Below are 23,672 nucleotides of genomic sequence, written 5' to 3' on the forward strand. Positions count from 1 at the left end.
GCTGCAACGTGATCGGCGACTCGCTGGGCCAATTCGGCATGCACTTCAAGAGCGCCTGCGACCGGCACGACTTCGGCTACCAGAACTACCGCGACGCCCTCGGCGAAGAAGGCTTCCGCAACGGCGTCCTCGGCGTTACCGGAATCGGAACCGACAGCCCGAAGAGCCGCGTCGACGCGGTGTTCCGGCAGGACCTGCAGCGGGCCTGCGAGTACGGCCCGGCCAGGACCGGCACCTACAGCCCGCCGAAGCCCCCCGGCTACGACCTGGAATGCCAGTTGGCCATCAACAAGATCTGGGCGGCGGTCGTCATAGCCGGCTGACCGGCACAGCAGAACCCGACACTCGACGGCAGCGACGACCAGGCGCTGGAGCTCGTCCGGCTCCAGCGTCTCCACCTCCCACTGCACCGGGCGCCTGGGGTCGAGGCCGTGGCGGCGGGCGAAGGCCGGCCGCCTCGGGTCGCCGCTCCTGCCTTCGGTCGCCGGGAGCCCGTACGCGCGTACCTGCTCGTAGGTGAGCAGCACCCGGGTCATCGAGCTCCAGCAGTCCTTCCGTGAGCTCGACCGCCTCACCCAGCAGCTGACCGGCCCGGGCACGTGGTCGAAGCCGTCCGTGATGCCGATGGACGCCTACCGCGACGGCGACGCGTACGTGATCGCCTTCGACCTCCCCGGTGTCGCCGTGGACGCGATCGACATCGACGTCGAGCGGAACATGCTCACGGTCAAGGCCGAGCGCCGGCCGAACGCGAAGTCGGACCAGATCCAGAGGGAGCTCACCGAGCGGCCCCTGGGCGTGTTCTCCCGCCAGATCATGCTGGCCGACACCCTCGGCGCCAAGTACATCGACGCCGACTGCGAAGCGGGTGTCCTGACCCTGCGGATCCCGATCGCCGAGCGCACCAAGCCGCGCAAGATCGCCATCAGCGGCGCCGGCGACCGCAAGCAGATCTCCGGCTGACCCGCATCCGAGCCCGCCCGAACGGGCGGAGGACGAAGCGCCCAGCCTCCCCTCGAAGCCGCCCTCACTCTCAACACCCGGCTCCCCGACGCCCGGCGGCTCACCGGCTGGGCCTTCGTCAAGGACCTCGCCACCCGCACGGACGCGACCCCGGCCACCGCCCGCTGGGAAGCCGGAACGGTCCTGACCGTCCTGGCCCGCCTCGCCGGCCCGGACCTCCTCGCCCGGATCCTCCACCAGCTCCCCGACGGCTGGGCACTCCTCTTCGGCCAGGCCCAGCTCCTGCGCCCCCAGCCCGCCGCCTGAGCGCCGGTACCGGTCTCCTCACTCGGCCGGGGCGGTGGCGTGGGACAGTGCCACGCCGCCGATGATCAGGGCCAGGGCGAGGAGGCGGCCGAGGGACACCGGGTCCTTGTGGACCACGATGCCCAGGGTGATGGCGCCGGCCGCGCCGATCCCGGTGAAGACGGCGTAGGCCGTGCCGACCGGCAGGCCCTTCATCGCCAGGGACAGCAGGTAGACGGCGACGGCGGCGAGCGCGAAGCAGAGCAGCGTGGGCAGCGGGCGGGTGAACCCGGCCGTCGGTTTGATGCTCTGCGACCAGGCGACCTCCACCAGCCCGGCGGCGACGAGGAGGAGCCAGTTCACAGGGAGGCTCCCGTCTTGCGGGCAGCGACGCCACCCGGATGGGAGGCGCGCCAGGCGGCGGCGACCGCGTCCCCCGCCTCCCGACTGGAGGAATGGCGGCGGGCGCTGGCATCGAGGTGCAGCAGCGTGGTCATGGCGGGGGTCCCCTCGCTATCGGCCGGAACATTAACCGGACACGGCGTCCGGTTATACCGGATGAGAGCCTCAACCGGACATGGCGTCCACTTATTCCGGTAGGCTGAGGTCCCATGGGGACGAGGGAACGCGCGGACGCCGCCCGCAACCGGGCCAAGGTGCTCTCCGCCGCCGCCGAGCTGTTCGCCGCCGGCGATCCGCGGACGGTCACGATGGAGGACATCGCCCGGGCGGCCGACATCGGCCGCGGCACGCTCTACCGCCGCTACCCGGACGTCACGTCCATCGCCGCGGCCCTCCTCGACGAACACGAACGCCGCCTGCAGGAAGAGCTGCTGCACGGCGCTCCCCCACTGGGCCCCGGAGCGCCGTCGGCCGAGCGGCTCACCGCGTTCTACGCCGCCATGGTCGGCCTGCTGGAGAGCCACGGCCACCTCGTGCTGGGCGCCGAGACCGGCGAGAAGCGCTTCACCGTCGGGGCGTACGGCTTCTGGCGCGCCCACGTCCTCGCCCTGCTGCGCGAGTCCGGCGTCCCCGACCCGGAGGCCCTGGTGGACACCCTGCTCGCGCCGCTGGCACCGGAGGTCTTCCTCCAGCAGCGCGCACAGGGGGTGACGCCGGACCGGATCAAGGCGGCGCTGGGGCGGCTGGCGAGCGCGCTGACCGCCGACTGAACGAGCCGGCGGACCGTGCCGGCAGGGCGTGCGCGGGCCAGGCCCGGTACCAGCGTTCGGCGATGGCCCGCGAGAGGCGTACCGGCCTAGCTTTCGGGCTTGGCTGCCCTCGTGCGGCCCTGGGCCCAGGCGGCCAGCGTGGCGCCGACGACGGTGATGCCGATGTAGACGGTCATCGTGGCGGGGAATCCGCCCGGCAGCCAGCTGAGGAAGCCGGCGTTGCCAGGGTCGATCAGTTGGCGTATCGCCCCCTGCCCGCCCACGACGAGGAGGGCCAACCCAAGGATCTGTACGAGCTGGTACTTCACGTCACCCTCCGTGCGTCAGGACGTGCTTGCCGTGGCGGTAGCACGGCGGCGCCCGTAGGTGGTGAACCAGGTGTATACGGGGGCCAGCGTGGGTGACGGTGGCCAGCCGTTGACCGTTGCCACGAGCTGCCAGTAGCGCTCGCAGTACGGATCAGTGGCAGGCTGCAGCCGAGCGAGGAGCCAGCGGCGTAGATCATCGTCGCCCGCGTCGTGGAAGGCATGGCAGTAGAGGCCTGCGAGTGTGTCCGCGACCGAGGCCGTCCGCGTCGCCGTGGGGAGAATCCCTGCGGATCCGGCTTCGTCGATGCGCGCGCGCATCGCCTCGTCGAGAGCGTTGTGCGCATCCATGGTGTCATGCACCGTCGGCGTCTGTGCTTGCTCCTGGGCGGTCTGCCGGAGCGCCGCACGGAAGTCGGGGTCGCCGCAGAGCTCGGTGAGCTCCAACCAGGCCTCGACCTGTTCGGGCGTCGGATCGTCAGGGAGCTGGGGGACGGCGGAGCGCATCAGGCCCGCGAACTCCGGGTTGGAGCGGACACCTTGAAAGGTGTCGTCAACGAAGTCGGCCAACAGGCGACGGTGTTGTGCCTGGGAGAGTGCCGCGAGTCGGTGCATGAAGTCGATCTCCAGGTGGGTGGGGTCACGGCGGGCGACTGCGTGGAGGACCGCGCGGCGCAGTCGCAGGGTGCGGATCTGCACGTCCAGCGCGTCCACGTGTGCTTGCGCGACGTCAGGCAGGGATGTCTCCCTGTCCAGCACGCTGCGCACACTGCTCAGATCGACTCCGAGATCGCGGAGCGTGCGGACCAGGTGCAGGCGTGCGAGCGCGTCGGGGCCGTAGAGTCTGTAGCCGGCGGGACTCCGGCCGGTGGGCGGGACGATGCCGCGATCGGAGTAGAACCGGATGGCCTTCACCGTCAGGCCGGTGATTCGGGAAAGCTCTCCGATGCCGTAGAGCGTTTCGCTGTCGCTGTGCATGCCCTTAGCATGATGTCTCCCCTGGGGGGAGGCTCAACACCCGGGCGGGCGGGGCGGCCACCGGTGAGCCGCTACCGGTTCGCGGTCGGTCAGGCGGTGGTCGACCACGACCGCCAGGCCCGCGGCGAAGCCGTTGGTGTCTGCGCCTGGCGGACGCCGCGTCGGGGTCCCCGTGGATCGCCCGCACCCTCGCCTGCGAACCGCTCGGCGCCCCGCCGGCCGCCCCCGGGCAGGACGCGCCGGCCGTGGCGGCGCGGGTTGCGGTCGACGCGCCCGAGGGCGGTGACGAGGAGGAGCAACCCGGGTCAGGCCGGACCGGTGTCCCTTCAAGCGATGAGCAAGCGGAGGCCGAGATCTGCCGCGTCGAGGTCGGCGAGGTCGCTGTTGCGCTCGGCCCACCGGCCGGAACGGAGGTCGTCACCGAGGCTGCGCACCGCCCGCTGCTCGGCCTCTGGCCCGCCCCTCGTCCACACCGACACCGCACGGCGCACGTGATCCTCCAGATACGCTCCCGGGCGGCGCCGGTACGCGTCGAACCGGCCGTCGGCGCAGTCCCACGGGATGGGCACCGGCTCGGCGCGGGCGCCGATGGCGCCGGCCATCCCCGCGAGCGAGGGGAAGCCGGCGAGGACGCCGGCGAACTCGGGCAGGTAGTCGCGCGTGAGCCAGAACCGGCCTAAGGCGTGTCTGATGATTGATCTTGCGGCAGGTAGAGGTGGGTTGACGGACGTGGCGTGGGAGCGGATAGGGCCCTTGTTGCCGCAGGTGGACGGGCGTGGCCGTCCGTGGCGTGATCACTGGCAGGTGGTCAATGGTGTGCTGTGGCGGTTGCGGGCCGGGGCTCCGTGGCGGGACCTGCCGGAGCGGTATGGGCCGTGGCAGACCGTCTAGGAGCGGTTCGCCCGCTGGGAGGCGGACGGCAGGTGGGCAAGGCTGTTGGAGCATGTGCAGGTCCGTGACGACGCGGTGGGCGGGGTCGAGTGGACTGTCGCTGTCGACTCCACGGTCAACCTGCCCCACCAGCACGCCGACGACGCACGTAAAAAGGGGCCGCAGACGGGGACGAACTGGAAGATCCGGGCCGCTCGCAGACGCGCCAGGCCCTCGGCCGGTCCCAAGGCGGGCTGACCACGAAGGTCCACCTCGCCGTCGACGGCCGGGGCCTGCCCCTGTCCATCGTGCTCACGCCCGGCAACGTCAACGATGCCACCGCGTTCGGCCAGGTCCTCGACGGGATCCGCGTCCCGCGAGCCGCGCCGGCCGCCCGCGCACGACACCGGCCCGGGTCCTGGGCGAGGCCTACCCCAGCCGGGCGATCCGGCGCCTGCTGCGGCGTCGGGGCATCGCCGTCACGATCCCCGAGCGCCGCGACCAAGCGGCCAACCGCCGGCGCCGAGGGCGCCTCGGCGGCCGGCCGCCCGCCTTCGACAAGGACGTCTACCGCGACCGCAACGTGGTCGAACGATGCTTCGCACGCCTCAAGCAGTTCCGCGCGATCGCGACCAGGTTCGACAAGCTCGCCGACCGCTACCGGACCGGAGACGTCCTGGCTTCGCTGATCCTCTGGCTCCGAGATACAACCGTTGCTCCCGGCGGCGGATGGGCGGGGTCGGCCGTGGAGAGATCACCGTCAAGTGATCGATGGCGTGTTGTGGCGGTTGCGAACGGGCGCGCCATGGCGCGATCTGCCCGAGAGATACGGCCCTGGCAAACCGCCTACGAACGCTTCGCCCGCTGGGAGGCCGATGGCACCTGGGCCAAGCTGCTGGAGCATGTCCAGGTCCGGGATGACGCCGTGGGGCGCGTGGATTGGACGGTGTCGGTGGACTCCACCATCAACCGGGCTCACCAGCACGCCGATGGAGCCCGTAAAAAAGGGACCCTGGCAAGGACAAACTGGAAACTCCGCCACGCTCGGCGGCGGGGCAGGCCCTCGGCCGGTCCCGGGGCGGGCTGACCACTTAAGGTCCATCTGGCCGTCGATGGTCGCGGCCTGCCCTTGTCCGTTGTTGTGACGCCAGGCAATACCGCCGACGCCACGGTTTTCGGCGCGGTGCTGGACGCGATCCGCGTGCCCCGCACTGCCGCCGGGAGGCCCCGCAGTCGGCCCGACCGGGTGCTGGCCGACAAAGCGTATTCCTCCCGCGCCATTCGTACCCGCCTGCGACGTCGAGGCATCCGTGCGACCATCCCTGAACGCGCCGACCAGATCGCCAACCGGCATCGGCGCGGCACTCACGGTGGCCGTCGCCCCGCCTTTGACAGAGATCTCTGCACGGGCCGCAATGTTGTGGAGCGGTGCTTCAGCCGACTGAAACAGTTGCGCTCCGTTGCGACCCGGTTCGACAAGCTTGCCGCCCGCTACGAGGCCGGGCTGCGGCTCGCCTCACTCGTTCTGTGGCTCCGCCACTGCGACTCGTGACTTCCTGCCCCGAGCGTCGCTCCCCAGCTCAGGCTGACCGGCCACTTCGGTGGATCCGGGCGGTGCCTGCATCGAGATCGATCCCTGTCTTCTTGGGAGCGCCGTCTTGCTCGTCATCCCGTAGAACCAGCGCGATGCGGCGTTGTTCCAGCTGGACCCGCTTGCTCGGATAGATCAGGGCATGGAGTTCTTCGGTGGCGGTCGCACCCACACCTCTGCTTCCGAACTCGCGTTCCGCCAAACGGCCGGGGAGCCAACCCCGCTGCTGACCCTGCTGAATCACCTTCCGCAACAACGCCAGCAGGAACAGCGGTATCACGATGACGAGTACGACGAGCGGGCTTGTGAGTAAGCGCAGCATGCGCTGACAACGCACGGCGTGACCCAGGCGTTCCACCCGAGAGATCATTTGTCAGACAGGAACCAGTCACTAGCCACACGGCGTCTCGACAAGGCAGGGTGCTGGCCGAGGCCAGCATGTGTGCACGTTCATCGGCTGTCCGGCACGCCGCACGGGCCGCAACAGTGGAGTGGCACCGAGTCCCGACGAGATCACCAGCAGAACACGAGCGTGAATCGCCGCTGGGCCGGTACGAGTGAGCCGGGGGCCCCGTCAGTTGACGATGCAGGTGTAGTGCATGGTGAGCGTGGTGGTGCGGGCGCCGTTCTGGATCACGAGGTAGAAGGACTTCAGGTCCTTGTCGAATGTGCCGCCCACGTGGATGTCCGCGCTCCTGCCGGGCTCCAGCGTGCCAGCCTGGGGGGTGACGAGCACGCCCTTCGCGTCGCCCCGTTCCGGCAGCTCCGCGGTGTTGGCCAGCGGGTGTGTGAGCGCCACCGCCCGCCAAGTGGCCTTAACGTCACCGGGCTTGATCTGTACCCCCGCCTGAATGCCGCTCACACACGCGACCCTCTCGCCGTCCCGCGTGGGAACGTTCTCCGGCTCCAGGGTGCGGCGGATGTAAATGTCCCCAAGAGGCGGCTCCGTCGTCCTCGGCGACGTGGGGGTCTTCGCCGGAGAACCGCCCGACTGCGGTGAACTGCCCGGGGACTTCGCGGGGGACTTGCCCCCCTCCCCCTGCTGTACAGGGCCCTGGCCCCCCGACGGTGGCCCCGGGGCCTCGTCCCCGATGCAGCCGGCTGCCCCCGACAGCATGACCATGGCGGCGACCGCCATGCCGATCCGTACGCCGCGACCTGACACGCCAAACCCCCAAGCACGGAAGCCCTATGGGAAGTGTGGCCGAAAAGCCCCGATCCATTCAAGGTGTGCGAGTGCAGCGGATATGGCCCATCGCGGTCCCGAGGCCCTGCCAGGTCGCCCGCCCTGCCGACTCCACCCCCGGACCTGGCCGCACACCGGTTCCGCTGTCAGTTCGAGGAGCCTCTCCCGCAAGGGCAGAGCGCCCGTACAACCTCGGCTCCCGCACCCTGCTCCCGACGCTCAGGCCCCGCCACCGCCCGTGAGCTCGCTGATCCACTGCTTGGCCGCGGCGAGGTCTGGAGCGTGCGTAGGCGAAGCCATCCCACTCCTCCAGGACACGCGGCTCGTCCGGCCGAAGGTGGCCCGCTCCACCCCCCACCGGCCGGGCGCCGGTAGACATCTATCGGTGCACGCCGGCGCTTGTTGTACGAGGCGAGCGGGTCGTTTGCGTCCACACGCGGCACAGCACGAGACGGCTGGTTCGGAGGGCCGGGGCGCCGGTGCTTTCCCATCCTGGAAGCGTCTCACAGCTCACGGACGGGGAAGCGGCATGCCGGGCATTTGGGGGTGGCTCAGGTGCTGCCCGGCATCGTGCACGTGCAGGGTGAAGGTCTCCGGTCCCGGCTGGCCAGCCACATCATAGGCGGTGAGTACGCTTTCGATCCGTTCCCACAGCCGGACCGGTCCACCTTCGCGTACGTCCCATCCGTCACCCTTCGGAGTGAGAAGGGCGACGGAGCCAGTGACGGTGTCGGCCAGGATCACGTTCTCGCCTAGGCCGTTTCTTGCGGATCATCCGACGGACGTGCAGAGGTGGGGCAGAGTGCGTTTCATCCCGTGGTGCGCACAGCTCGGTCAGCTCTAGGCTCGACACCATGCATCGTCAGTCCGTGTCCCCGCCGTTGACAGAGGGAGAGCTGGTCATGGCCGAGCACGAGCTCGGTGTGTCCTTCCCGGCCGCTTACCGCGCGTACCTCAAGGCGGCGAAGCCCGCCAAGCGGGTGTTCCGGCCCTGTCGAAGAGAGTGGGGCTGGGATTGGGGCGCGGATCGTCAGCCCCTGGCGGAGCTGCTGCCCCTGCCCTTTCCACACCCCGACTCATACGTGGACGCGAACGCCGAACTGGATGCACGCGAACCCTGCCTGGAGGACTTCACCAACGAGCCGGACCACGCGGATGCCTGGCAGGCCTGGGACAGGGAATGCGAGGTCTTCGAAGAGCAGAAGACCGCCGGAGCCGTGACCCTGCAGGACAACGGCTGCGGCTTCTACACTCTGCTGGCGGTCACCGGTCCACTCGCAGGCACGGTGTGGTGGGATGGTCGCGCCACTTGTGACCTGATCATCCCGCTGTCGCTCGATCACATGGGCAGCGCCCGCCCAGTCACGTTCAGCGAGTGGCTTCGCTACGACTCCTGGGACTTGCTGCCGCCGGGCTGGGGCGGGTCCTCTCGCTCCAGCTCATAGGCCGGCTCTTGGGATCACCTCGCTGACCAGATCAGAATGGCCGCGAGGTGGAGCCCTGCCTGGTAGCTCGTAGCCGTCTTGTCGTAACGAGTGGCCAGGCCGCGCCACTGGTCGGGTAGCCGGGGCACGTCGCCGTGACCCGGCCCCCTCAGAACCGGACGTGCCTGTTTCCACGCATCACGGCTCAAGCAAGCCTGAAGGCTTCACAGGTTCTGCTCTTTTCCGGTCGCCGTCGCCGTCGCCTGAATGGTGCCGGCGATGGCATTCCGAGTGGACGAGCCGAAGATTCTTGCTCTCATCGGAGCCGCCATGCCGCCGGTAGGTGAAGTGGTGTTTATGCAACCGCTTCTTCATCGCGTCGAACCAATCGATCCATTCGCGTGGACTGTCGGGCTCGAATTCTGCGCCGGCGATGAGCGTTTGCCGCACAGCGGACAGATTCCCTTCTGGCGGGCCGCCAGAGTGAGGCTGATCTTATCCATCGGTGGCGGTGTCCGCGTTGACGGCGTTGGCTCCAGTAGCCGCGGAGGGCAGGATCGTCGGGTGACGACTTACCTCTGACCAGCTGATGCCGTCTGATGTTGGTCCAGGCGAACTTGGGAAGGTGTGCGCCTGTGGGGCGGTCACCGAATACCCAGTTGTTCGCCTTAGATCGGTTGAGCCTGCCGAAGTACTTGTTCACGATCCAGTGCTTCGACTTCTTCGGGTGGGTGCGCTTGGCCCACTTGTAGGTGAGCATCCACACATAGCTGTCCAGTGCCGAGAACGTCCGGCTGGACACCACCGTCCGGTAATACGCGGACCAGCCGCCGACATCCAATCCCTCGGCGCCCACGTACCGCAGCGCCCGCACTCCAGCCTCGCCCGGCGCGTACGCCCCGGCTTCATCCGTCCCATACCCCGCACAACGCCCCGGAGGCGGGCCCAGTAGTGGCCCGGAACCCAGCGCGCTTCAGGGATCCGGAGCCTGAGCCAGCGATCAGGTCCGCCGAGCCGTCCTGCGAGGCGCTCCACCAGTAGGCCTGCGCGCGACCGAAGGGGGCGCTGGGGTGTTCGCATGCTTCGAGGACCTCGTTCTGGCGTTCGGTGGTACTGGGATCGCACCAGGAACCGACCAAGGTCCAGCCGGCGAGCTCGGGAGTAACGAACACTCTGCGGTACACATCGAGTGGATCGGCGTCGAGGCCCCCGTGGCTGTCGATGTCCGCGGCATACACGACGACGGAGAACGGGACCGGACGCGGCTGCGACAGCCCGAGCATCTCCATGACGCCGGCCTGGTCCCCGGTAGGCACCGCGATCCAGGAGAGGCAGCAGCAGGAGAGCGGAACCGGCGTGTCGCCGGCGATTTCGATCCTGGCCAGCCGTTCCAGTGCCGCGGTGTCACGGGCGCTCATCACCGCCTCGCCGCCGATCTCCGCCAAGGCTTCCAGAGCACCCGCGCGCGCCGCCCCGGGACCGTCGATGCGGACCGCCTGGAGCAGCGGCACCACGGCGGTTCCCCACGCCGAGAACGCTTGAACCGCCGCCTGCCTGACCTTCGCGTCACCCGGCAGTGGCAGGACATGTCGCGCGGTAGTCGGCACGCCGCTGTTCCGGCGGCTGATCGCTGCCACAGCGGGCGCTCCCCGGCCGGGGAGCGCAACGGGCAGCCCGGGGTCAGCCGCCACCCGAGCCGGCCGAGGCCGAACCGCCGGATGTCCAGCTGGAGTTGGTCTGCGGCCGGTCGCGCGTGCTGCGCTCGGTGCGCAGCCACACCACGACCCCAGCCGGGCCGAGCAGGGCCTTCAACGCGTCGGCGAGCCGCTGCGGGTCGCCGCCGTCCGGGAGCGCCAGCCGCTCCCGTTCGCCCCGCAGGACGAGTTCCAGCGCGAGCGTGGAGACGGCCGGCTTGTAGTCCCCCTGGTACGGCTCCACCACCTTGTGCGTCAGCCGCACCTCGCGCAGCGTCTCGACGGGCAGCCAGTCGTCCGGCCCGGCGGCCCGGACCAACCGCAGGGACGCGGGCACCGTGGCCGGCGCGAACTCCACCCGCAGGATGTCCCGGGCCCGGGAAAAGGCCAGCACCGGCCAGCCGATCAGGTACTCCAGCCCGGCGATCACCCCCACCACCACGAACACGGTCGACGCCCGCGCCCCGGCCAGCGCCATCCACAAGGCGACGCACAGGGTCGGCACGCCCAGGGCGAGCGGAGTGAACAGCGCCGGCCCCGCCGAGGCCAGCACGTTCCACACCGGCCCGGTCGGGCCGGCGCGCAGGACCAGATCCGTCGAGTCGGGGCCTTGTCTCAGCAAGGGATCGATGGCCATGCCTCCAGCGTAGGACCGGTCCGCAAGAGCGCCTCGGCCATACCCGGCCGACGGGGCACGACTTCTGACGGCCCGTAGCCCTCAGCCGGCGGGCGCGGCGGGCTCCCAGGGCTCGGACCACGGGTCGGGCCACTGCTCGGCGGCGGCCATCAGCGGGGTAGAGGGTGGCGCCGTCCAGGCTCTCGCGGATGATGTCGGCGTGGCCGCCGTGGCGTGCGGTCCCTCTCCACTCACTGACGGTTGAAGCTCAGATCACGTCCCGCGCCGGCTGCGGTAGCCGATCTCGGCGAGGTCCTCGGCCAGGTCTGCGAGGGTGACCTCCGCGTTCAGCGATGACACCAGCTTCTGGCTCAGCGGTCGCAAGGCATACACGTCGCGCACCGCTTCCAGGTCGACAGGAACCTCGTAGTAGTCCTCGGCGAAGCGCCGGAACGCTTCCGGCGAGCGGTCGACCAGGAGCTCGAACAGGCCTGTTGCCCCGTCCGGGTCGGAACACCCGGCGGGGAAGTCGATCACGCCGTGCCGCCACCGATCATCCGTTGCCTCCCGCCACAGGCAGGCCGTCACGACGGGGACGTCATCCTCGTCGGTGAACGCTGGCTCTTCGACGAAGGGCTTGAAGACCTCCGGAACCTCGTCGATCACTCCCGGCCAGGGCTCGCCGTCGTTGCCGTACGGGCTCATCGGTGCTTCGTGGTCGAAGCCACGGACGTAGGCCCCGGCCGCCGAGAACACGATGGAGTACTCGTTCCCCGACCCGTTGCGCATCGAGGCCATCTCCTCGTCGTCGGCCCAGCCAGCGTTGAAGGAGTAATACCGGCCTTCCCAGTCCGGGCTCAGGATCGCGTCGAGCATCGCCAGCGAGCGGCACAGGTTCCGCAGGTCAGCGATCGAAGGGAACTGGCGAGCTACGTCATAGACAGTCACGTGCTCATCCAACCGGATACCCCTGACACTCAGAATCTTCCCCAAGGGCTATCACGCTCAGTAGCAGTGCCGGAGTCAGGTGGGGCAACTCGCGACAGTTGAATACGCGGGCCCACCAGTACCGAGGCCGGGTACGCACGCGATCGGGGCCGGCGCCCCCACGCGCACGGACGGTCCCAGGCCGAACGCGTCGGCGACGATGCGCCGGGCACGGCCTTGATGGCCTCCGAACCTTCAGCGGCGGTCGTCAAGGCTGGTACGGGCTCCAGCGGCCGAGCCGGGCGAGTTCGCGGCGGGCGGCGGCCTCGGTCAGGCCCAGCGCGGTCGCAGCTTGCGCCGGGGTGGCGTCGTGCTGGGCGGAGCGGGCGACCCAGTACCCCGCCGCGCGGGCGGCGGCCTCCAGCCGGCGGACCGCACGGACCGCGGCGAGGGGCGAGTCGTCGCCGAGCTTGCCGATCTCGGCTTGCAGTTGCTCAAGGAGGTGGGTGACGGACTCGGGGAGCGGGATCGTGGCCGCTTCGACGGCGGTCGTGTGCTCGTCCCACTCCTGGCAGCACGCGTCCGCCTGTTCGTCGGCGGCGTCCTCCAGATCCTGCCTGCCGATCGCGTCCCAGTCCAAGGGGTGTTCGGGGCCGCTCCATCCGCACGAGCAGGTTCCGCGGAGCGCCGCCGCGCGCGGGATGTGCGTGAAGCGGCCGTCGTAGACGGACCAGTGAGACGTCCGGTGGACATCGGAGCCCGAACCGGTATCGAAGAGCGCCGGCGCGGGCACGGTCCCGTCGGCCAGGAGGACCCCGACCCAGCCCTCGTGGGAGGTCCCGAACTCCTCCGTCGTCCACGTCTCCCTGTCGCCGGCCATAACGCCCCTTCACCGCCTGGCAGAGCCCGCCCGGCCGCGGGCCCGTCTGCCACGACCTTCGCGCACCGGCGTCCTCTGGTCAGGCGAACGGAGGAAATCCGTCCCGAAGGCTGACCACGAAGAAGGGGTGTGCCGGGAGGACTCCGGTCAGCCGCTCGACGGAGTGACCGCCACTGTAACGCCGCTGAGCGTCGGGCTGCGCGGTCTGGGTCAGCGCAGCCCTACGCGGTGTGGCGGTCAGGCGGGGATGCCGAGGGGCAGGCCGAACTTCTGCATCTGGGTGGCGAAGTCCTTGGGTCCGGTGAAGAGGTGGGCGCGGAGTCCGGTGGTGGAAGCGGCGTGGACGAAGGTGGGTTCGTCGTCGAAGTACGCCAGGCGCTGGGTGGGGATGTCCATGCGGTCGACGGCGGTGCGGAAGGCGTGGGGGGAGGGTTTGTCGACGCCGAGGCTCGCGGAGGAGAAGACGTGGTCGAAGGTGATGTTGTGGTGTTCGAGGTCGGCGGGAAGGGCGTCGGTGCAGTTGGACAGGACGCCGACGGGCATGTGGCGGCGGATCCGGTCGAGGAGTTCGACCATGGTGTCGTCGCGTTCACCTCGGTCGGCGCGCCAGGGTCCGAGGTTGTGGCATACGGCGGGGCCGTAGTCGTCGGCGAGGCGGTCGGCGACGTTGTCGGCCCACTCCTGGTCGGTGAGGATGCCGACGCGGGCGGACGGCAAGCTGAGCTGCCAGCCAACCTCATCGCCACGAACCCGACGATGTTGGATAGCCGCATGGTGAGACGCAAGAAGGAGAAGAAGAAGCGGCCCGACTGGGGCAGCCCGAAGGGGATCGTGCTGTTGGCGACGCCAGAGGGCTGGCGCCACAGCGTCCTCACCGTGGAAGGCGGCATGCTCTGCGGGCGTCTGGACGTGCCGGTCAACACCGGCCCACAAGACGCGCGAGCCGCGGCGGCCCAGATGGTGACGGAACTCGCGCGCGACTTCCACGACACCGACGTCGAGGTGAGCTGGGATCCCCCTCGGGAGCCCTGGTCATGGACCGCTCAAGTCACCCTCGCCGCCGGAGCCGTCCGCTAGAGACGGGCGCCGGCGAGCGTCAGCGGCGCAGGTAGGCGAGGACGGCGAGGACCCGCCGGTTGTCCTCGGTGGAGGGGGCGATGCCGAGCTTCGTGAAGATGCTCGCGGTGTGCTTGGCGACGGCGCTCTCGCTGAAGTACAGGGTCCCCGCGATGGCGGCGTTGGAGCGGCCTTCCGCCATCAATTCCAGGACGTCGCGTTCGCGCGGGGTGAGGGCGGATATGGTGCCGCGGGCCTCGCCGCGTGCCAGCAGGCGTCCGATGACCTGCGGGTCCAGGACGGTGCCGCCCGCGGCTACGCGGCGTACGGCGTCGATGAACTGGCCGGTGTCGGTGACCCGGTCCTTCAGCAGGTAGCCCACGGCGCCGTCTTCGCTCGACAGGAGCTCGTTCGCGTAGAGCTGGTCGACGTACTGCGAGAGCACGAGCACGGGCAGGCCGCGGTGGTGGCGCCGGGCTTCGAGGGCGGCCTGGAGGCCCTCGTCGGTGTGGGTCGGCGGCAGGCGTACGTCGACGACCGCCACGTCCGGCGGCTCCTCCAGCAGGGCGCGCAGGAGGCCGGGGCCGTTGTCGACGGCGGCGACGACGTCGAAGCCGTGCTCGGTGAGCGTGCGGACCAGGCCGTCCCTCAGCAGGAAGAGGTCTTCGGCAAGGACGACGCGCACGGGATCTCCAGGATGACGGTGGTGGGGCCGCCCTGCGGGCTGTGCAGGACGAGGCTCCCGTCGAAGGTAGCCAATCGCTCCCGGACGCCGAGCAGCCCGGTCCCCCGGGAGGGGTCCGCGCCGCCGCGGCCGTCGTCGGTGACGGTCACGCGCAGCCGCGGGCCTCTGGCGCCCGCTTCCTCGCCCTCGTCCTCGTGCGCGAGGCGGATGTCCACCCGGCCGGCGGCGGAGTGCTTCGCCGCGTTGGCCAGCAGTTCGTTGACCGCGAAGTAGGCGGCCGACTCCACGGCGGCCGGCAGCCGCCCCGCCAGCCGTACCTCGACGTCCACGTCGAGGAAGCTGTCAAGGGCCAGGGAGCGTACGGCGTCGCCCAGGCCGCGGTCGATCAGGACTGGCGGCTGGATGCCCCGGACCAGGCCGCGCAGGTCTTCGAGGGCCCGCCCGGACAGTTCGCGCACCTCCAGCAGCGCGGCCCGGGCGGTCGGCGGATCCACCTCCAGCAGCCGCGTCGCGCTGTCCAGGCGCATCCCGAGGGCGACGAGCCGCGCCTGAGCCCCGTCGTGCAGGTCCCGCTCGATGCGCCGCAGTTCGGCCGCCTGCCGGTCCAGCACCTCGGTCCGGCTGTCCGTCAGCTCTTCGACTCGGCGTCAGAGTTCGGTGACGCGCGGGGCGGCGAGCAGCCGGCGCCCCCACCGGGCGTGCAGGCGCAGGACGGGCGGGGCGAGGAGCAGCCCTGCGGCGGTGAAACCCAGGCCCAGTACGGTCGCCGCGAGCATCAGGGCGGTGCTGTGCACGGGGACGAAGGCGTACCAGTTGCCGTCGTCCAGGAGCCGCCACACGAAGGGCTGCACGAGCACCCCGAAGAGCCCGTAGACGACCAGGGACGGCGGCAGGGCGACCAGCAGGCCGCCCACCAGCGGCTCCAGCCACGCCCAGGACAGGTCCCGCCAGAACCCCGCGTCCGCCAGGACCCCGCGGGCCCCCGCGGTCCGCGGGAGCGGATCGGGCGTGGTGATCCGCACCCCCGACCACTGCTCCGCCCGGTGGCGGGCGCGGTCGGCGCAGCGGCGCAACGCGGCTGCGCCGGGCGGCAGCAGCCGCAGGCCCACGCCGACGGGCAGCAGGAGCAGGGCTCCCACGACGCCGGCCCCGACGGCCGCCACCCGCAGGCCCAGCAGCCCGGCGAGGTGACAGCGGCCGACGGCGGCCGAGCGGCGGGACAACTCCGCACGGAAAGGGCGTGATGTCGAACTCATGTCCTGTGCAGGGTAGCCGCTGCGTGCACCGCCGCCCGTGCCGGTGCACGCCGGCCGCCGCGGAGGACGACCGCGAGCGTGGCCACCACCAGACAGGACAGTCCGAAGCAGAGCATGGGCGGGACGGCTCCGGACTCCTCGTCCAGGAACAGGAGCAGTCCGAGGTTGACCAGGGCGTGGAAGCCGCCCGCGTACAGCAGCCGCCGCCACCCGCCCAGGCCGTCGAGCGCGATGCCCAGGACCACCGACATCGCCACCGTGGCCACGAGGAACCCGGCGGCGTAGGCGGGCGCCTGCGCGAAGACCTGCACGTGCCAGACCCCCCACAGCACACCCACCGTCACCGAGGCGGCGACCGTCCCCAGACGGGTGCGCAGCAGCGGCTGGAGGAAGCAGCGCCAGCCGACCTCCTCCCCACAGGCCCCCACCAGCTGCGCCACCATGATCAGCGCGAAAGGCTGTTGCAGGGACCCCGGCGACGTGAAGGGCGCCTCCCCGCGGACCGCGTAGTACCCGAGCACGCAGAGCACGACGATCAGCCCGGCCGCACCGAGCAGCACCGCACCGCCGAGGGGGTGCGGACCAGCCCCCGCCCCGGCGCCCCGCAGCAGCTCGCGCGTCCGCCGGCGCCGGTACAGCGCGACCGCGCCCACCGCGAGGGCCGGCCCGAACTGGGTCAGTTGCACGACCTCCTGCGGTATCCCGGTCGCCGGCTGTACCGCCCCCAGCGTCCCGGCCGCCAGGGAGGCGACGACCGTGAACACGCCCACGGTGCCCCACACTCCACCCCGACGCTCCGTCCGCCCCGCGAAGTCCCCGTCCACGCGCTCCATGAGCACCTTCCCCGTTCGCCCGATGAATCCGTCGAATCCCTACGCGGACCACGATGCCGCGCGGCGCCCGGCAGGCCACTGCACCTGGCACCCGGGCTGGGGTGAACCTGGATGCACCCCTCGCACGGCGCCTACGGCGAGGTATGCCTGGACGCGCCGGCCACCACGCCGTCGGCCGCCGTGCCGGGTCCGCCGCGGCGTCGGTACGCCAGCCAGACGCCCACCACCGCGAGGGTGCTCGCCGGCCAGGTCGCGATGCTCAGCGGCCCCGCGAGCAGCGGGTCGACGAGCGCGCCCGCGACGTGGCGGGTCAGGGGCAGCGCGAACTCGTTGAGCGACACGTGCGCCGCCACGGCCGCCCACACCGACCCGGTCGCCAGCCGGACGGCCGCGATCACCGTTCCGAGCAGCGTCGCGGTCACCACAGCGGCCGGTATCCCCAGCACCACCGGATGGCCGGGATAGCTCCCGCCGAGCGCCGTCATCGGGACGTGCCACGCCCCCCAGATCGCCCCGCCGAGCAGCAGGCCGCGGATTCTGCCGCGCTGCACCAGCCTGGGCAGCATGTAGCCCTGCCAGCCGAGTTCCTCCCCGAAGTACAGCGGTAGGGACACCAGCGCGCTCAGCACGAGCAGCGCGACCGTGCCGGGCCCGGGCAGGTGCGCGGGGACGTACCAGCCAGCGAGGGTGGAGACGGCCAGGCCGACGGCGGTGAGGCCGAGCGGGACCGTGAGCGCCCCTGCCACGCAGCGCAGTTCGTGCCGCCATGGTGTGGACCGCAGGAGGCCGAGGACGCGCACGGCCTCGCGCGCCCCCTGCCGGTGCGCCGTGAGGCCGAAGGCGGTCAGGGCCGGCACCAGCATCATCAGGATCATGCACAACGCCGCGAGCGGCGGCGTCTCCTGCGCGGCGCTCGTCCGGCGCAGGCCGTCGAGCCACAGGGGGACCATGGTCAGCCACGCGCCGACGAAGCTGATCACCAGGAAAGAGATGAGCCCGTGGCTCGGACGTTCTCGCGAGTTCGCTCGTTTCATGACGGCGACGCTACGAACCGCCGGAGGACCGGGGCGATCGTGTGCGCTCCCCTGCTCATGGTGTAGCCAGCTCCACTGTGCCGGGAGGCCGGGAGAGGAAGACTGGGTCCGTGATGGATCTATCGACAACCCGTACGTACGTGTCGCGTTCGGCCCGTGCCGCCGGGTACTGCGCGATCGCGGCCGCCCACGGACTGGCCCTGGTCGTGCTGGTACCCGTACTGGTGTACTCGGCCGTGCTCTGCCTCGTCGGCGTGGGCCTGCTCGTCCTGCCGCTCGAACTCCGGCTGCTGCGCCGGCTCGCCGACGCCGAGCGCAGTCGGCTGGGCCGCTGGGCGGCGACCCCCACCACGCCGGCCGGACCGCACACCCGAAGCACTCTGAGGGCAGTGCTGTCGGACCCGGCGACCGGCCGCGACCTGCGCTGGGCACCCTGCATGGCGGTCGCCGGAACCCTGCTCGGGCTCATCGGCGCGGTGCTCTTCCTGTTCCCGGCGGCCGTGCTCGTCCTCGTCGGACTGTGGTGGGTGTTCCCTGCGGACGAGCCGATCAAGGTGATGATGAACATCCCGATCGACGGATGGGGATCCGCATTGCGCATCGGCGTGCCCCAGTTCGTGCTGAGCGTGCTGCTCGCCCTGACCGGCCCGCCCCTGATCGCCAGGCTGGCAGCGGCATCGAGCCGGCGGCTGCTGGCCCCCTCGGCCGCCGCGGTCCTCGCCGAACGTGTGGCGGCCCTGAACCGTACGCGCACCGGGGCGATCACTGCGCACGGCGACGAGCTGCGCCGCATCGAACGCGACCTGCACGACGGAACCCAGGCCCGCCTGGTCTCCCTCGCCATGCAGCTCGGCCTCGCCGAACGGACCCTCGGCTCCGACCCCGAGGCCGTGGGACCGCTGCTGACCCGGGCGCGGGAGGGCGCCGAGGAAGCGATGGCCGAACTGCGCGACTTCCTGCGCTCCATCTACCCTCCGGTCCTCGCCGACCGGGGCCTGGCCGGTGCGCTCTCGGCGGTCGTCGCCCGCTGCCCGGTACCCGCCGCCGCCCACCTCGGCGAACTGGGCGAGGTACCGGCGCAGGTCGAGGTCGCCGTCTACTTCGCCGTGACCGAGGCGCTCACCAACGCGGCCAAGCACAGCCACGCACGCTCCGCGTCGGTCACCCTGGCCAGGGCCGGCGACACGCTGCGCGCGGAGATCACCGACGACGGCCGCGGCGGGGCCGCCGAGGGCCACGGCACCGGGCTGCGGGGCATGCGCCGGCGCGTCGAGGCCGTCGACGGCGTGCTGCGAGTGCAGAGCCCGCCCGGCGGCCCCACCGTCATCACCGTGGAGTGCCCGTGCGCATCCTGATCGCCGAGGACAACGTACTCCTCGCCCAGGGACTTTCCACGATGCTGAAGGCCCTGGGGAACGACGTGCTCGCCATCACCGAGGACGCCGACTCCTTCGTGACGGGCGCGCTCACCCACCGCCCGGACGTGGCCGTGGTCGACGTCCGCCTCCCCCCGGCCTTCACCGACGAAGGCATCAGAGCCGCACTCCGCGCCCGGGAGCACATCCCCGGCCTCCCGGTGCTCGTGCTCTCACAGTACGTCGAGGACACCTACGCCCGAGAGTTGATCGCCGACGGCACCGGCGTCGGCTACCTGCTCAAGGACCGGGTCGCCCGCGTCGACGACTTCCTCGACGCCCTCCACCGGGTGGCGGCCGGCGGCACCGCGCTCGACCCCGAAGTGGTCCGTCAACTCCTCGCGACGCGCGGCAACCCCTTGAGCAGGCTGACGGAACGCGAACGCGAGGTACTCGCGATGATGGCCCAGGGATACGGCAACTCCGAGATCGCCGATCGGCTCGTCGTCACCGAGCGGGCCGTGCACAAGCACGTCGGCAACATCTTCCTGAAGCTCGGACTCCCACCCGAGGACAGCGGCCACCGGCGCGTCCTCGCGGTCCTCACCTACCTCGGCGCCCCCCAGAGACCCGCCCCGCCGTCCCTTCTCACGGAGGGCGCTCGGGGCGCGCCGAAGGCCGAGCCGGACGCTGTCACACGGGCCGGGCCAGGGTGGCTGCCCGCACGCACCGCGCCGTGGTCGGTGCCGGGACTGTCCCGCAGGCGGCCCGGCCCTCGGGACCCTGACAGGTGATCGGAGCGCGGGCCGGAACCCGCAGCCGCCCGATGCTCCTCCCGGACGGTGTTCTCATCCCCGCCGGAGATGGCCGCGAACTCTTGTAGCACTTGACGGCCTGGGTGGTCATGAAGACGCCGTCGTCGGTCTTCTTCCACTCCCTGTCGCGTTCCTGCTTCCACAGGCGGTCGACCTCGTCGGCGTCCTTGGGCAGCAGCCACTTCTCCGGCGTGCCGAGGTAGTGGTTGACGTGGTGCCAGGCACACATGAAGCCGTGGGCGTCGTCCTTGGAGACGTCCAGGCCGAGGTTCCGCATGGCCTCCAGGACCTGCACGCTGAAGACGCACGCGGCGCCGGTGGTGTACTTCCGGGAGACCGGCTCGCCGTTGCCGCGCCGGAACGTTCCTGCCGCCTCAGTCCTCGTCCGTGGCGACGACGACCACGGCTCGCCCACTGCCGATTCCCACCACGGCCGCGTCAAAGGTGGCCTCGGTGACCGGTGTCCACGTGACGTTGCCCAGGGCCGCCTCCCGGTAGGCGGCGTGGCCGTTGGCACGCCAGTCGGCGTCCGGCCCCAACAGCTCCGCCAGCCCGCCGGCGATGGCCTCGGCCAGGCGGCGCATCGCCCCGCCGGCACCACCGCCCCGGTAAGCGAGGGGGCGAACCAGCGTGGCTGCCGTCCAGGACAGCACCTCGTCCGCGGGAATCCGCCTGGCCAGCGCGGCTTCCATCTGGTCCGGGGAGCGCGGGCCGCCGTGCCCGTGGTCGCAACGGCCGCAGTCCGGAGCAAGCAGTCCCGTGGGCGCCAGGACGTCCCAGCACAGCTGTCCGTGGCTGCGGCCGTCGTCGGGACCGAGGTGGACGATCCGGTCCGCGTACTCGCCCCACTCCGCCAGCCACATGCCGAGGTCGGCATCGGATCCCAGATCGTATGCCGGGGGCTTCTCGAACGACAGCTTCACGGTTCTCCTTCGACCAGGTCGTCTCTTCCCGATCTTGCCTGACCCGCGCCGATGCACGGCACCGAACGACGCCGGCTTGACCGGCAGAACCCGAAAGAGACGACCCACCGCCGGCGGCCGGGCCGGGCAGCGGCCTGCCGAAGGTCAGCTCACGGACCCCGGCCATCGGGTACGCGGCGCTGTCCGCCGCGCTGCGGCGCACCCAGGAGGCGCTCCGTCGCGGACCACCGCTAGCCCGCCGACCCGGGTCGTGATGCCCGCCGGCCCGCGTCGGGCCGAAGCGAGCACGCTGGCCGGTCGACCGAGGGTGTCGCCCTGCTCCACCTCGATCGCGACCGTCTGCGCCCCTGTCGTGTCGAGCAGGTGGGCGGCCAGGCAGCCGGTGCTGTTGGCGTTGGCGACGTCCTCGTCGACACCGATCGCCGGCGCGAACATCCGCGCCGCACCCGGCCGGTCGCCCACCGGCGCTACGTACACGAAACAGCCGAGGAGCCCGTACCGCCGGCACGCCGCTGCCAGCCTGCCGAGGTGTGGGCGGACTCGGAGCAGCGCCGACCGGTCGTGGACCGGTACCAGCATGCGTGGTGCGCCGGGCGCGGCGATCCGGGGCGCGTCGGTCGGATGCGGATCGTCCGCCGTGAGCCCGAGCGCGGCGACGATCGCGGCGCGCTCGTCCGGTGCCGGGTGACGCAGCGCGACGAGGCCCTGGTCGAACCACACCTCGACGCCGGCGGGGCGACGGATCGCGGCGGTGTCGAACGTGCGCCCGCCGGTGTGCTGGCGGTCGTTCAGCTCGCCCAGCGCGGTGCGGGTCAACCGGACGGCCTGCGCGGCAACGGTGCCGTGGCCGCAGCCGGGCAGTTCGGCGGTGGCGGTGAAGAACCGGACCGGCCGGCCACCGTCCGGCGTCCGCCCCGGGCCGAGGAACGCCGCGTGCGAGGTGCCGGCCGCAGCGACGACCGCACGCCGGTCCGCGTCCGTCGCCGCCGGGTCGTCGTCGGTGACGGCCGTGGGGCTACCGCCCCGGCCGTCGCGCCGCACGCACGCATCAACCACCGTGACATCCGGCCAGGACATCGGTCAGTCGATGCCTTCGACGATGCGGAAGTCGCGCTCGACGCCATCGGAGAGGGCGACCAGCGCCTCCTGGTAGGCCGCACTCTCGCGCGCCGCGACGGCCTGCTCGAAGCTGTCGAACTCGACCACGACGGTGCGCTCGGCGATTCCGGCGTCATGCGCCACGACCCGACCGCCACGGACGATGGTCCGGCCGCCCGCGGCCTCGACGGCCAGGCGGGCCAGCTTGTTGTAAGCGGCCAGCTTCTCAGGATCTGAAATGGTGCGGTAGACGCTGACCCAGTAGCCCTTGGGCATGGAACCTCCAGTGTGGGGATGAGTGCATCCGACTTACGGGTTGGTCTCGGACGAGTGTCGACGGGCGAGAGCGAGGCTTGTCGGCGTCGTGATCACCATGGCGCCGATGCCGATCAGAGCCGCGGTGTCATGCGCGCGAGCAGTGCGCCGGCCTGGTCGGTGCACTGCGGTTCCAGCAGGGCTGTCTGCGACCTCGGCTCTCCCGTCGAGTTTGTTTCGAAATCAGAAACACCGGGGTGGATGCTAGTGTTTCGAATAACGAAACGCAAGGAGGGTCATGCCGACACCGCGCCCAGGAACACCGGTTCGTGGATCGACGACCGGCCGTCCCCTCATGGCCGCGATGGACCTGTTCGGCCGTCGATGGGCGCTGCGAATTCTCTGGGAACTGCGTGCGGGTCCGCTCGGCGCCCGCGCGCTGCTGGCACGGTGCGAAGGGCTGTCATCCAGCGTCCTCTACCAGCGGCTCCGCGAACTCGCGTCGAGCGGGATCATCGCCCCCTCGGCCGACGGCTACGAGCTCACTCGGCTGGGGACAGCACTCCGTGATGCCCTTCGTCCGCTCGACGAATGGGCGACCACCTGGGCGCAGGAGCGAGAACACAACGATCAGGAGCCCGCGGAGACGTGAAGGTCACGCCCGACGAGGTGGAGCGGTGATGTGACGGCCGCCGACTCGGGACACGGGCTCACGCGGCCTGCGAGAGACCCTCGCTCGCCGGCCCGTCGCCGCGCAGAGGGGTGAAGGCGACGCCCAGGCGTTGCGGGGGTCTCCGTCTGCCCGAGATCGCCGCCGCCCTGGACGCGGCGCGGCACGGGGGACGGCCCCCGCCGTCACCGCCGGCCCCTCGGCGCCCGGTACGGCGTCAGCACCCGCACCGCAGAACGCCTCCTCGCCAAAGCCCGTGACCACATCGGCCGGCCCCACAGGCAGCGGGGCGCAGCAGCGGGCCGGGGCACCTGCTTCCGGCCTGCACATAACCTTGACGTTTACTGACTTCGGCTCGTCAAGGTGACACCGGATTACGGGCTGCTGCGCAGCGCGTCGGCGATGCGGACGGCGTCTAGAGTCTGTTGCGAAAGTGGATCTTGTTCGTTGATGATCATGCCCTGTGGGACGTGGGGATCTGACGAACGGCCAGTGGGCCCGGCTTGAGCCACTGCTGCCGACGGGCATCAAGCCGGGTCGGCCGCAGGTGTGAACGCGGCGGCAGCTGATAGCCCTGGGCGAGGATCCTCACCCAGCTCCAGGCCGAGGCCGATGCGAAGGGTCTCGGGGGCGCTCCTGGCTCAATGCGAGGGAGGAGTCGCCCGGCCCACAACCAGCGGCGTCGATTCGAGTCTAGGCGCACGAGTCATCGCCAGGACTTGGCTGGAAAATACCTCTTTACTCCCCCTTTGGCTCTGCTTCTATTTTGCACGGCATGTCCGTGCTTGATCCATTTCAGCG

General features: G+C 71.0%; 30 protein-coding genes and 6 pseudogenes. 11 read left to right on the forward strand and 25 right to left on the reverse strand.

Annotated elements, in window-relative coordinates; all coding sequences use genetic code 11:
* The first annotated feature begins 8 nt into the window (after nucleotides 1-8).
* From BX286_RS00785 to BX286_RS00800, 3 genes and pseudogenes are all read left to right on the forward strand, one after another.
* The gene (locus BX286_RS00785) at nucleotides 9-323 is read left to right on the forward strand and encodes a phospholipase A2 (RefSeq protein WP_121014314.1); all 315 of its coding nucleotides are present in this window, start codon (nucleotides 9-11) and stop codon (nucleotides 321-323) included.
* A 193-nt stretch (nucleotides 324-516) separates the two neighbouring features.
* Nucleotides 517-963: an Hsp20/alpha crystallin family protein gene (locus tag BX286_RS00795; RefSeq protein WP_261993284.1), complete on the forward strand. Its 447-nt coding sequence runs from the start codon at nucleotides 517-519 to the stop codon at nucleotides 961-963.
* Between the two features lie 48 nt (nucleotides 964-1,011).
* Nucleotides 1,012-1,269, forward strand: a pseudogene (locus tag BX286_RS00800) (DUF2267 domain-containing protein); the annotation flags it as partial.
* A gap of 18 nt (nucleotides 1,270-1,287) precedes the next feature.
* Here BX286_RS00800 and BX286_RS00805 read toward each other — a convergent pair.
* Complete coding sequence (locus tag BX286_RS00805) at nucleotides 1,288-1,611, reverse strand: multidrug efflux SMR transporter (RefSeq protein WP_079431394.1); 324 nt, start codon at nucleotides 1,609-1,611, stop codon at nucleotides 1,288-1,290.
* Nucleotides 1,608-1,745 carry a hypothetical protein gene (locus BX286_RS00810; RefSeq protein ID WP_237293239.1) on the reverse strand — a complete coding sequence of 46 codons (138 nt, stop codon included), beginning with the start codon at nucleotides 1,743-1,745 and terminating at the stop codon, nucleotides 1,608-1,610. The genes BX286_RS00805 and BX286_RS00810 overlap by 4 nt, the downstream gene beginning before the upstream one ends.
* Nucleotides 1,746-1,859: 114 nt before the next feature.
* Between BX286_RS00810 and BX286_RS00815 the strand changes: the two genes are divergently transcribed.
* Nucleotides 1,860-2,420: a TetR/AcrR family transcriptional regulator gene (locus tag BX286_RS00815; protein WP_079431393.1), complete on the forward strand. Its 561-nt coding sequence runs from the start codon at nucleotides 1,860-1,862 to the stop codon at nucleotides 2,418-2,420.
* An 86-nt stretch (nucleotides 2,421-2,506) separates the two neighbouring features.
* Here the strand turns inward: BX286_RS00815 and BX286_RS00820 are convergent, their stop codons facing one another.
* From BX286_RS00820 to BX286_RS00835, 3 genes and pseudogenes are all read right to left on the reverse strand, one after another.
* Nucleotides 2,507-2,728, reverse strand: coding sequence for a hypothetical protein (locus BX286_RS00820; protein ID WP_079431392.1), 222 nt, complete (start codon nucleotides 2,726-2,728; stop codon nucleotides 2,507-2,509).
* A gap of 15 nt (nucleotides 2,729-2,743) precedes the next feature.
* Nucleotides 2,744-3,703, reverse strand: a complete 960-nt coding sequence (locus tag BX286_RS00825; protein ID WP_121014315.1) for a MerR family transcriptional regulator — start codon at nucleotides 3,701-3,703, stop codon at nucleotides 2,744-2,746.
* A gap of 326 nt (nucleotides 3,704-4,029) precedes the next feature.
* Nucleotides 4,030-4,377 (reverse strand): annotated as a pseudogene (locus BX286_RS00835) (MerR family transcriptional regulator); the annotation flags it as partial.
* 16 nt (nucleotides 4,378-4,393) lie between these two features.
* Here BX286_RS00835 and BX286_RS00840 point away from each other — a divergent pair.
* Together BX286_RS00840 and BX286_RS00845 are read left to right on the forward strand one after the other, a co-directional pair.
* Nucleotides 4,394-5,276: pseudogene (locus BX286_RS00840) on the forward strand (IS5 family transposase); the annotation flags it as partial.
* A gap of 1 nt (nucleotide 5,277) precedes the next feature.
* Nucleotides 5,278-6,125 (forward strand): annotated as a pseudogene (locus BX286_RS00845) (IS5 family transposase).
* 28 nt (nucleotides 6,126-6,153) lie between these two features.
* On the opposite strand, the gene BX286_RS00850 reads toward BX286_RS00845, so the two are convergent.
* The 3 genes from BX286_RS00850 to BX286_RS00865 form a co-directional block, all read right to left on the reverse strand.
* Nucleotides 6,154-6,522, reverse strand: a complete 369-nt coding sequence (locus BX286_RS00850; protein WP_148710236.1) for a DUF6191 domain-containing protein — start codon at nucleotides 6,520-6,522, stop codon at nucleotides 6,154-6,156.
* A 216-nt stretch (nucleotides 6,523-6,738) separates the two neighbouring features.
* Nucleotides 6,739-7,026 carry a hypothetical protein gene (locus tag BX286_RS35965; RefSeq protein WP_123995174.1) on the reverse strand — a complete coding sequence of 96 codons (288 nt, stop codon included), beginning with the start codon at nucleotides 7,024-7,026 and terminating at the stop codon, nucleotides 6,739-6,741.
* Nucleotides 7,027-7,860: 834 nt separating this feature from the next.
* Nucleotides 7,861-8,094 carry a hypothetical protein gene (locus tag BX286_RS00865; protein WP_311736904.1) on the reverse strand — a complete coding sequence of 78 codons (234 nt, stop codon included), beginning with the start codon at nucleotides 8,092-8,094 and terminating at the stop codon, nucleotides 7,861-7,863.
* A gap of 158 nt (nucleotides 8,095-8,252) precedes the next feature.
* On the opposite strand from BX286_RS00865, the gene BX286_RS00870 reads away from it, so the two are divergent.
* Complete coding sequence (locus tag BX286_RS00870) at nucleotides 8,253-8,795, forward strand: SMI1/KNR4 family protein (protein ID WP_237293238.1); 543 nt, start codon at nucleotides 8,253-8,255, stop codon at nucleotides 8,793-8,795.
* A gap of 14 nt (nucleotides 8,796-8,809) precedes the next feature.
* On the opposite strand, the pseudogene BX286_RS37985 reads toward BX286_RS00870, so the two are convergent.
* From BX286_RS37985 to BX286_RS00905, 8 genes and pseudogenes are all read right to left on the reverse strand, one after another.
* Nucleotides 8,810-8,905 (reverse strand): annotated as a pseudogene (locus BX286_RS37985) (IS5/IS1182 family transposase); the annotation flags it as partial.
* Between the two features lie 67 nt (nucleotides 8,906-8,972).
* The gene (locus BX286_RS37220) at nucleotides 8,973-9,224 is read right to left on the reverse strand and encodes an HNH endonuclease (RefSeq protein WP_261993666.1); all 252 of its coding nucleotides are present in this window, start codon (nucleotides 9,222-9,224) and stop codon (nucleotides 8,973-8,975) included.
* A complete protein-coding gene (locus BX286_RS00875; RefSeq protein WP_315974680.1) occupies nucleotides 9,130-9,648 on the reverse strand; it encodes a group II intron maturase-specific domain-containing protein in 519 nt (172 codons plus the stop codon). The genes BX286_RS37220 and BX286_RS00875 overlap by 95 nt, the downstream gene beginning before the upstream one ends.
* A 31-nt stretch (nucleotides 9,649-9,679) precedes the next feature.
* Entirely contained in the window at nucleotides 9,680-10,411 is a 732-nt protein-coding gene (locus BX286_RS00880) for a hypothetical protein (protein ID WP_148710237.1), read from the reverse strand.
* 43 nt (nucleotides 10,412-10,454) lie between these two features.
* Nucleotides 10,455-11,105 (reverse strand): hypothetical protein, encoded by a 651-nt coding sequence (locus BX286_RS00885; protein WP_121014318.1) that lies wholly within the window; start codon nucleotides 11,103-11,105, stop codon nucleotides 10,455-10,457.
* Between the two features lie 252 nt (nucleotides 11,106-11,357).
* Nucleotides 11,358-12,032, reverse strand: coding sequence for a hypothetical protein (locus BX286_RS00895; protein WP_121017471.1), 675 nt, complete (start codon nucleotides 12,030-12,032; stop codon nucleotides 11,358-11,360).
* Between the two features lie 247 nt (nucleotides 12,033-12,279).
* Entirely contained in the window at nucleotides 12,280-12,891 is a 612-nt protein-coding gene (locus BX286_RS00900) for a hypothetical protein (protein WP_121014319.1), read from the reverse strand.
* 237 nt (nucleotides 12,892-13,128) lie between these two features.
* Nucleotides 13,129-13,608, reverse strand: a complete 480-nt coding sequence (locus BX286_RS00905; RefSeq protein ID WP_121014320.1) for an HAD family hydrolase — start codon at nucleotides 13,606-13,608, stop codon at nucleotides 13,129-13,131.
* A 54-nt stretch (nucleotides 13,609-13,662) separates the two neighbouring features.
* On the opposite strand from BX286_RS00905, the gene BX286_RS00910 reads away from it, so the two are divergent.
* Nucleotides 13,663-13,968: a hypothetical protein gene (locus BX286_RS00910; RefSeq protein WP_148710238.1), complete on the forward strand. Its 306-nt coding sequence runs from the start codon at nucleotides 13,663-13,665 to the stop codon at nucleotides 13,966-13,968.
* A gap of 19 nt (nucleotides 13,969-13,987) precedes the next feature.
* Here BX286_RS00910 and BX286_RS00915 read toward each other — a convergent pair whose 3' ends face one another.
* From BX286_RS00915 to BX286_RS00930, 5 genes are all read right to left on the reverse strand, one after another.
* Nucleotides 13,988-14,632 carry a response regulator transcription factor gene (locus BX286_RS00915; RefSeq protein WP_079431382.1) on the reverse strand — a complete coding sequence of 215 codons (645 nt, stop codon included), beginning with the start codon at nucleotides 14,630-14,632 and terminating at the stop codon, nucleotides 13,988-13,990.
* Nucleotides 14,596-15,243 (reverse strand): sensor histidine kinase, encoded by a 648-nt coding sequence (locus BX286_RS37225; RefSeq protein ID WP_261993285.1) that lies wholly within the window; start codon nucleotides 15,241-15,243, stop codon nucleotides 14,596-14,598. The genes BX286_RS00915 and BX286_RS37225 overlap by 37 nt, the downstream gene beginning before the upstream one ends.
* A 36-nt stretch (nucleotides 15,244-15,279) precedes the next feature.
* Nucleotides 15,280-15,888 (reverse strand): sensor domain-containing protein, encoded by a 609-nt coding sequence (locus BX286_RS37230; RefSeq protein WP_261993286.1) that lies wholly within the window; start codon nucleotides 15,886-15,888, stop codon nucleotides 15,280-15,282.
* A complete protein-coding gene (locus tag BX286_RS00925) occupies nucleotides 15,885-16,721 on the reverse strand; it encodes a CPBP family intramembrane glutamic endopeptidase (RefSeq protein WP_121014322.1) in 837 nt (278 codons plus the stop codon). The genes BX286_RS37230 and BX286_RS00925 overlap by 4 nt, the downstream gene beginning before the upstream one ends.
* A 131-nt stretch (nucleotides 16,722-16,852) precedes the next feature.
* A complete protein-coding gene (locus BX286_RS00930) occupies nucleotides 16,853-17,755 on the reverse strand; it encodes a CPBP family intramembrane glutamic endopeptidase (protein ID WP_100862037.1) in 903 nt (300 codons plus the stop codon).
* Nucleotides 17,756-17,868: 113 nt separating this feature from the next.
* Between BX286_RS00930 and BX286_RS00935 the strand changes: the two genes are divergently transcribed.
* Together BX286_RS00935 and BX286_RS00940 are read left to right on the forward strand one after the other, a co-directional pair.
* Complete coding sequence (locus tag BX286_RS00935) at nucleotides 17,869-19,110, forward strand: sensor histidine kinase (RefSeq protein ID WP_121014323.1); 1,242 nt, start codon at nucleotides 17,869-17,871, stop codon at nucleotides 19,108-19,110.
* Nucleotides 19,098-19,730 (forward strand): annotated as a pseudogene (locus tag BX286_RS00940) (LuxR C-terminal-related transcriptional regulator); the annotation flags it as partial. The gene BX286_RS00935 and the pseudogene BX286_RS00940, both read left to right, overlap by 13 nt.
* A gap of 73 nt (nucleotides 19,731-19,803) precedes the next feature.
* Here the strand turns inward: BX286_RS00940 and BX286_RS37235 are convergent.
* The 4 genes from BX286_RS37235 to BX286_RS00960 all read right to left on the reverse strand — a co-directional run bounded on the left by BX286_RS37235 (nucleotide 19,804) and on the right by BX286_RS00960 (nucleotide 22,222).
* Nucleotides 19,804-20,220 (reverse strand): hypothetical protein, encoded by a 417-nt coding sequence (locus BX286_RS37235; RefSeq protein ID WP_398897995.1) that lies wholly within the window; start codon nucleotides 20,218-20,220, stop codon nucleotides 19,804-19,806.
* 79 nt (nucleotides 20,221-20,299) lie between these two features.
* Complete coding sequence (locus BX286_RS00950; protein WP_107438376.1) at nucleotides 20,300-20,848, reverse strand: hypothetical protein; 549 nt, start codon at nucleotides 20,846-20,848, stop codon at nucleotides 20,300-20,302.
* 144 nt (nucleotides 20,849-20,992) lie between these two features.
* Entirely contained in the window at nucleotides 20,993-21,925 is a 933-nt protein-coding gene (locus tag BX286_RS00955) for a PhzF family phenazine biosynthesis protein (RefSeq protein ID WP_261993288.1), read from the reverse strand.
* A gap of 3 nt (nucleotides 21,926-21,928) precedes the next feature.
* On the reverse strand, nucleotides 21,929-22,222 hold the full coding sequence (locus tag BX286_RS00960; protein ID WP_079431376.1) for a DUF1330 domain-containing protein: 294 nt from the start codon (nucleotides 22,220-22,222) through the stop codon (nucleotides 21,929-21,931).
* Between the two features lie 334 nt (nucleotides 22,223-22,556).
* Here BX286_RS00960 and BX286_RS00965 point away from each other — a divergent pair, with 334 nt between their 5' ends.
* The gene (locus BX286_RS00965; RefSeq protein ID WP_079431375.1) at nucleotides 22,557-22,853 is read left to right on the forward strand and encodes a helix-turn-helix domain-containing protein; all 297 of its coding nucleotides are present in this window, start codon (nucleotides 22,557-22,559) and stop codon (nucleotides 22,851-22,853) included.
* The last annotated feature ends 819 nt before the right edge of the window (nucleotides 22,854-23,672 follow it).

Origin of the sequence: Streptomyces sp. 3211.6 (genome assembly GCF_003634815.1) — a bacterium.
Taxonomy (GTDB): domain Bacteria; phylum Actinomycetota; class Actinomycetes; order Streptomycetales; family Streptomycetaceae; genus Streptomyces; species Streptomyces katrae_A.

Coding starts and splice junctions, on each gene's coding strand:
- BX286_RS00810 (WP_237293239.1), bottom strand. CDS start 1,745: ATGACCACGCTGCTGCACCTCGATGCCAGCGCCCGCCGCCATTCCTCC.
- BX286_RS00815 (WP_079431393.1), top strand. CDS start 1,860: ATGGGGACGAGGGAACGCGCGGACGCCGCCCGCAACCGGGCCAAGGTG.
- BX286_RS00825 (WP_121014315.1), bottom strand. CDS start 3,703: ATGCACAGCGACAGCGAAACGCTCTACGGCATCGGAGAGCTTTCCCGA.
- BX286_RS00870 (WP_237293238.1), top strand. CDS start 8,253: ATGGCCGAGCACGAGCTCGGTGTGTCCTTCCCGGCCGCTTACCGCGCG.
- BX286_RS00885 (WP_121014318.1), bottom strand. CDS start 11,105: ATGGCCATCGATCCCTTGCTGAGACAAGGCCCCGACTCGACGGATCTG.
- BX286_RS00900 (WP_121014319.1), bottom strand. CDS start 12,891: ATGGCCGGCGACAGGGAGACGTGGACGACGGAGGAGTTCGGGACCTCC.
- BX286_RS00910 (WP_148710238.1), top strand. CDS start 13,663: ATGGTGAGACGCAAGAAGGAGAAGAAGAAGCGGCCCGACTGGGGCAGC.
- BX286_RS37230 (WP_261993286.1), bottom strand. CDS start 15,888: ATGAGTTCGACATCACGCCCTTTCCGTGCGGAGTTGTCCCGCCGCTCG.
- BX286_RS00925 (WP_121014322.1), bottom strand. CDS start 16,721: ATGGAGCGCGTGGACGGGGACTTCGCGGGGCGGACGGAGCGTCGGGGT.
- BX286_RS00930 (WP_100862037.1), bottom strand. CDS start 17,755: ATGAAACGAGCGAACTCGCGAGAACGTCCGAGCCACGGGCTCATCTCT.
- BX286_RS00935 (WP_121014323.1), top strand. CDS start 17,869: ATGGATCTATCGACAACCCGTACGTACGTGTCGCGTTCGGCCCGTGCC.
- BX286_RS00955 (WP_261993288.1), bottom strand. CDS start 21,925: ATGTCCTGGCCGGATGTCACGGTGGTTGATGCGTGCGTGCGGCGCGAC.
- BX286_RS00960 (WP_079431376.1), bottom strand. CDS start 22,222: ATGCCCAAGGGCTACTGGGTCAGCGTCTACCGCACCATTTCAGATCCT.
- BX286_RS00965 (WP_079431375.1), top strand. CDS start 22,557: ATGGCCGCGATGGACCTGTTCGGCCGTCGATGGGCGCTGCGAATTCTC.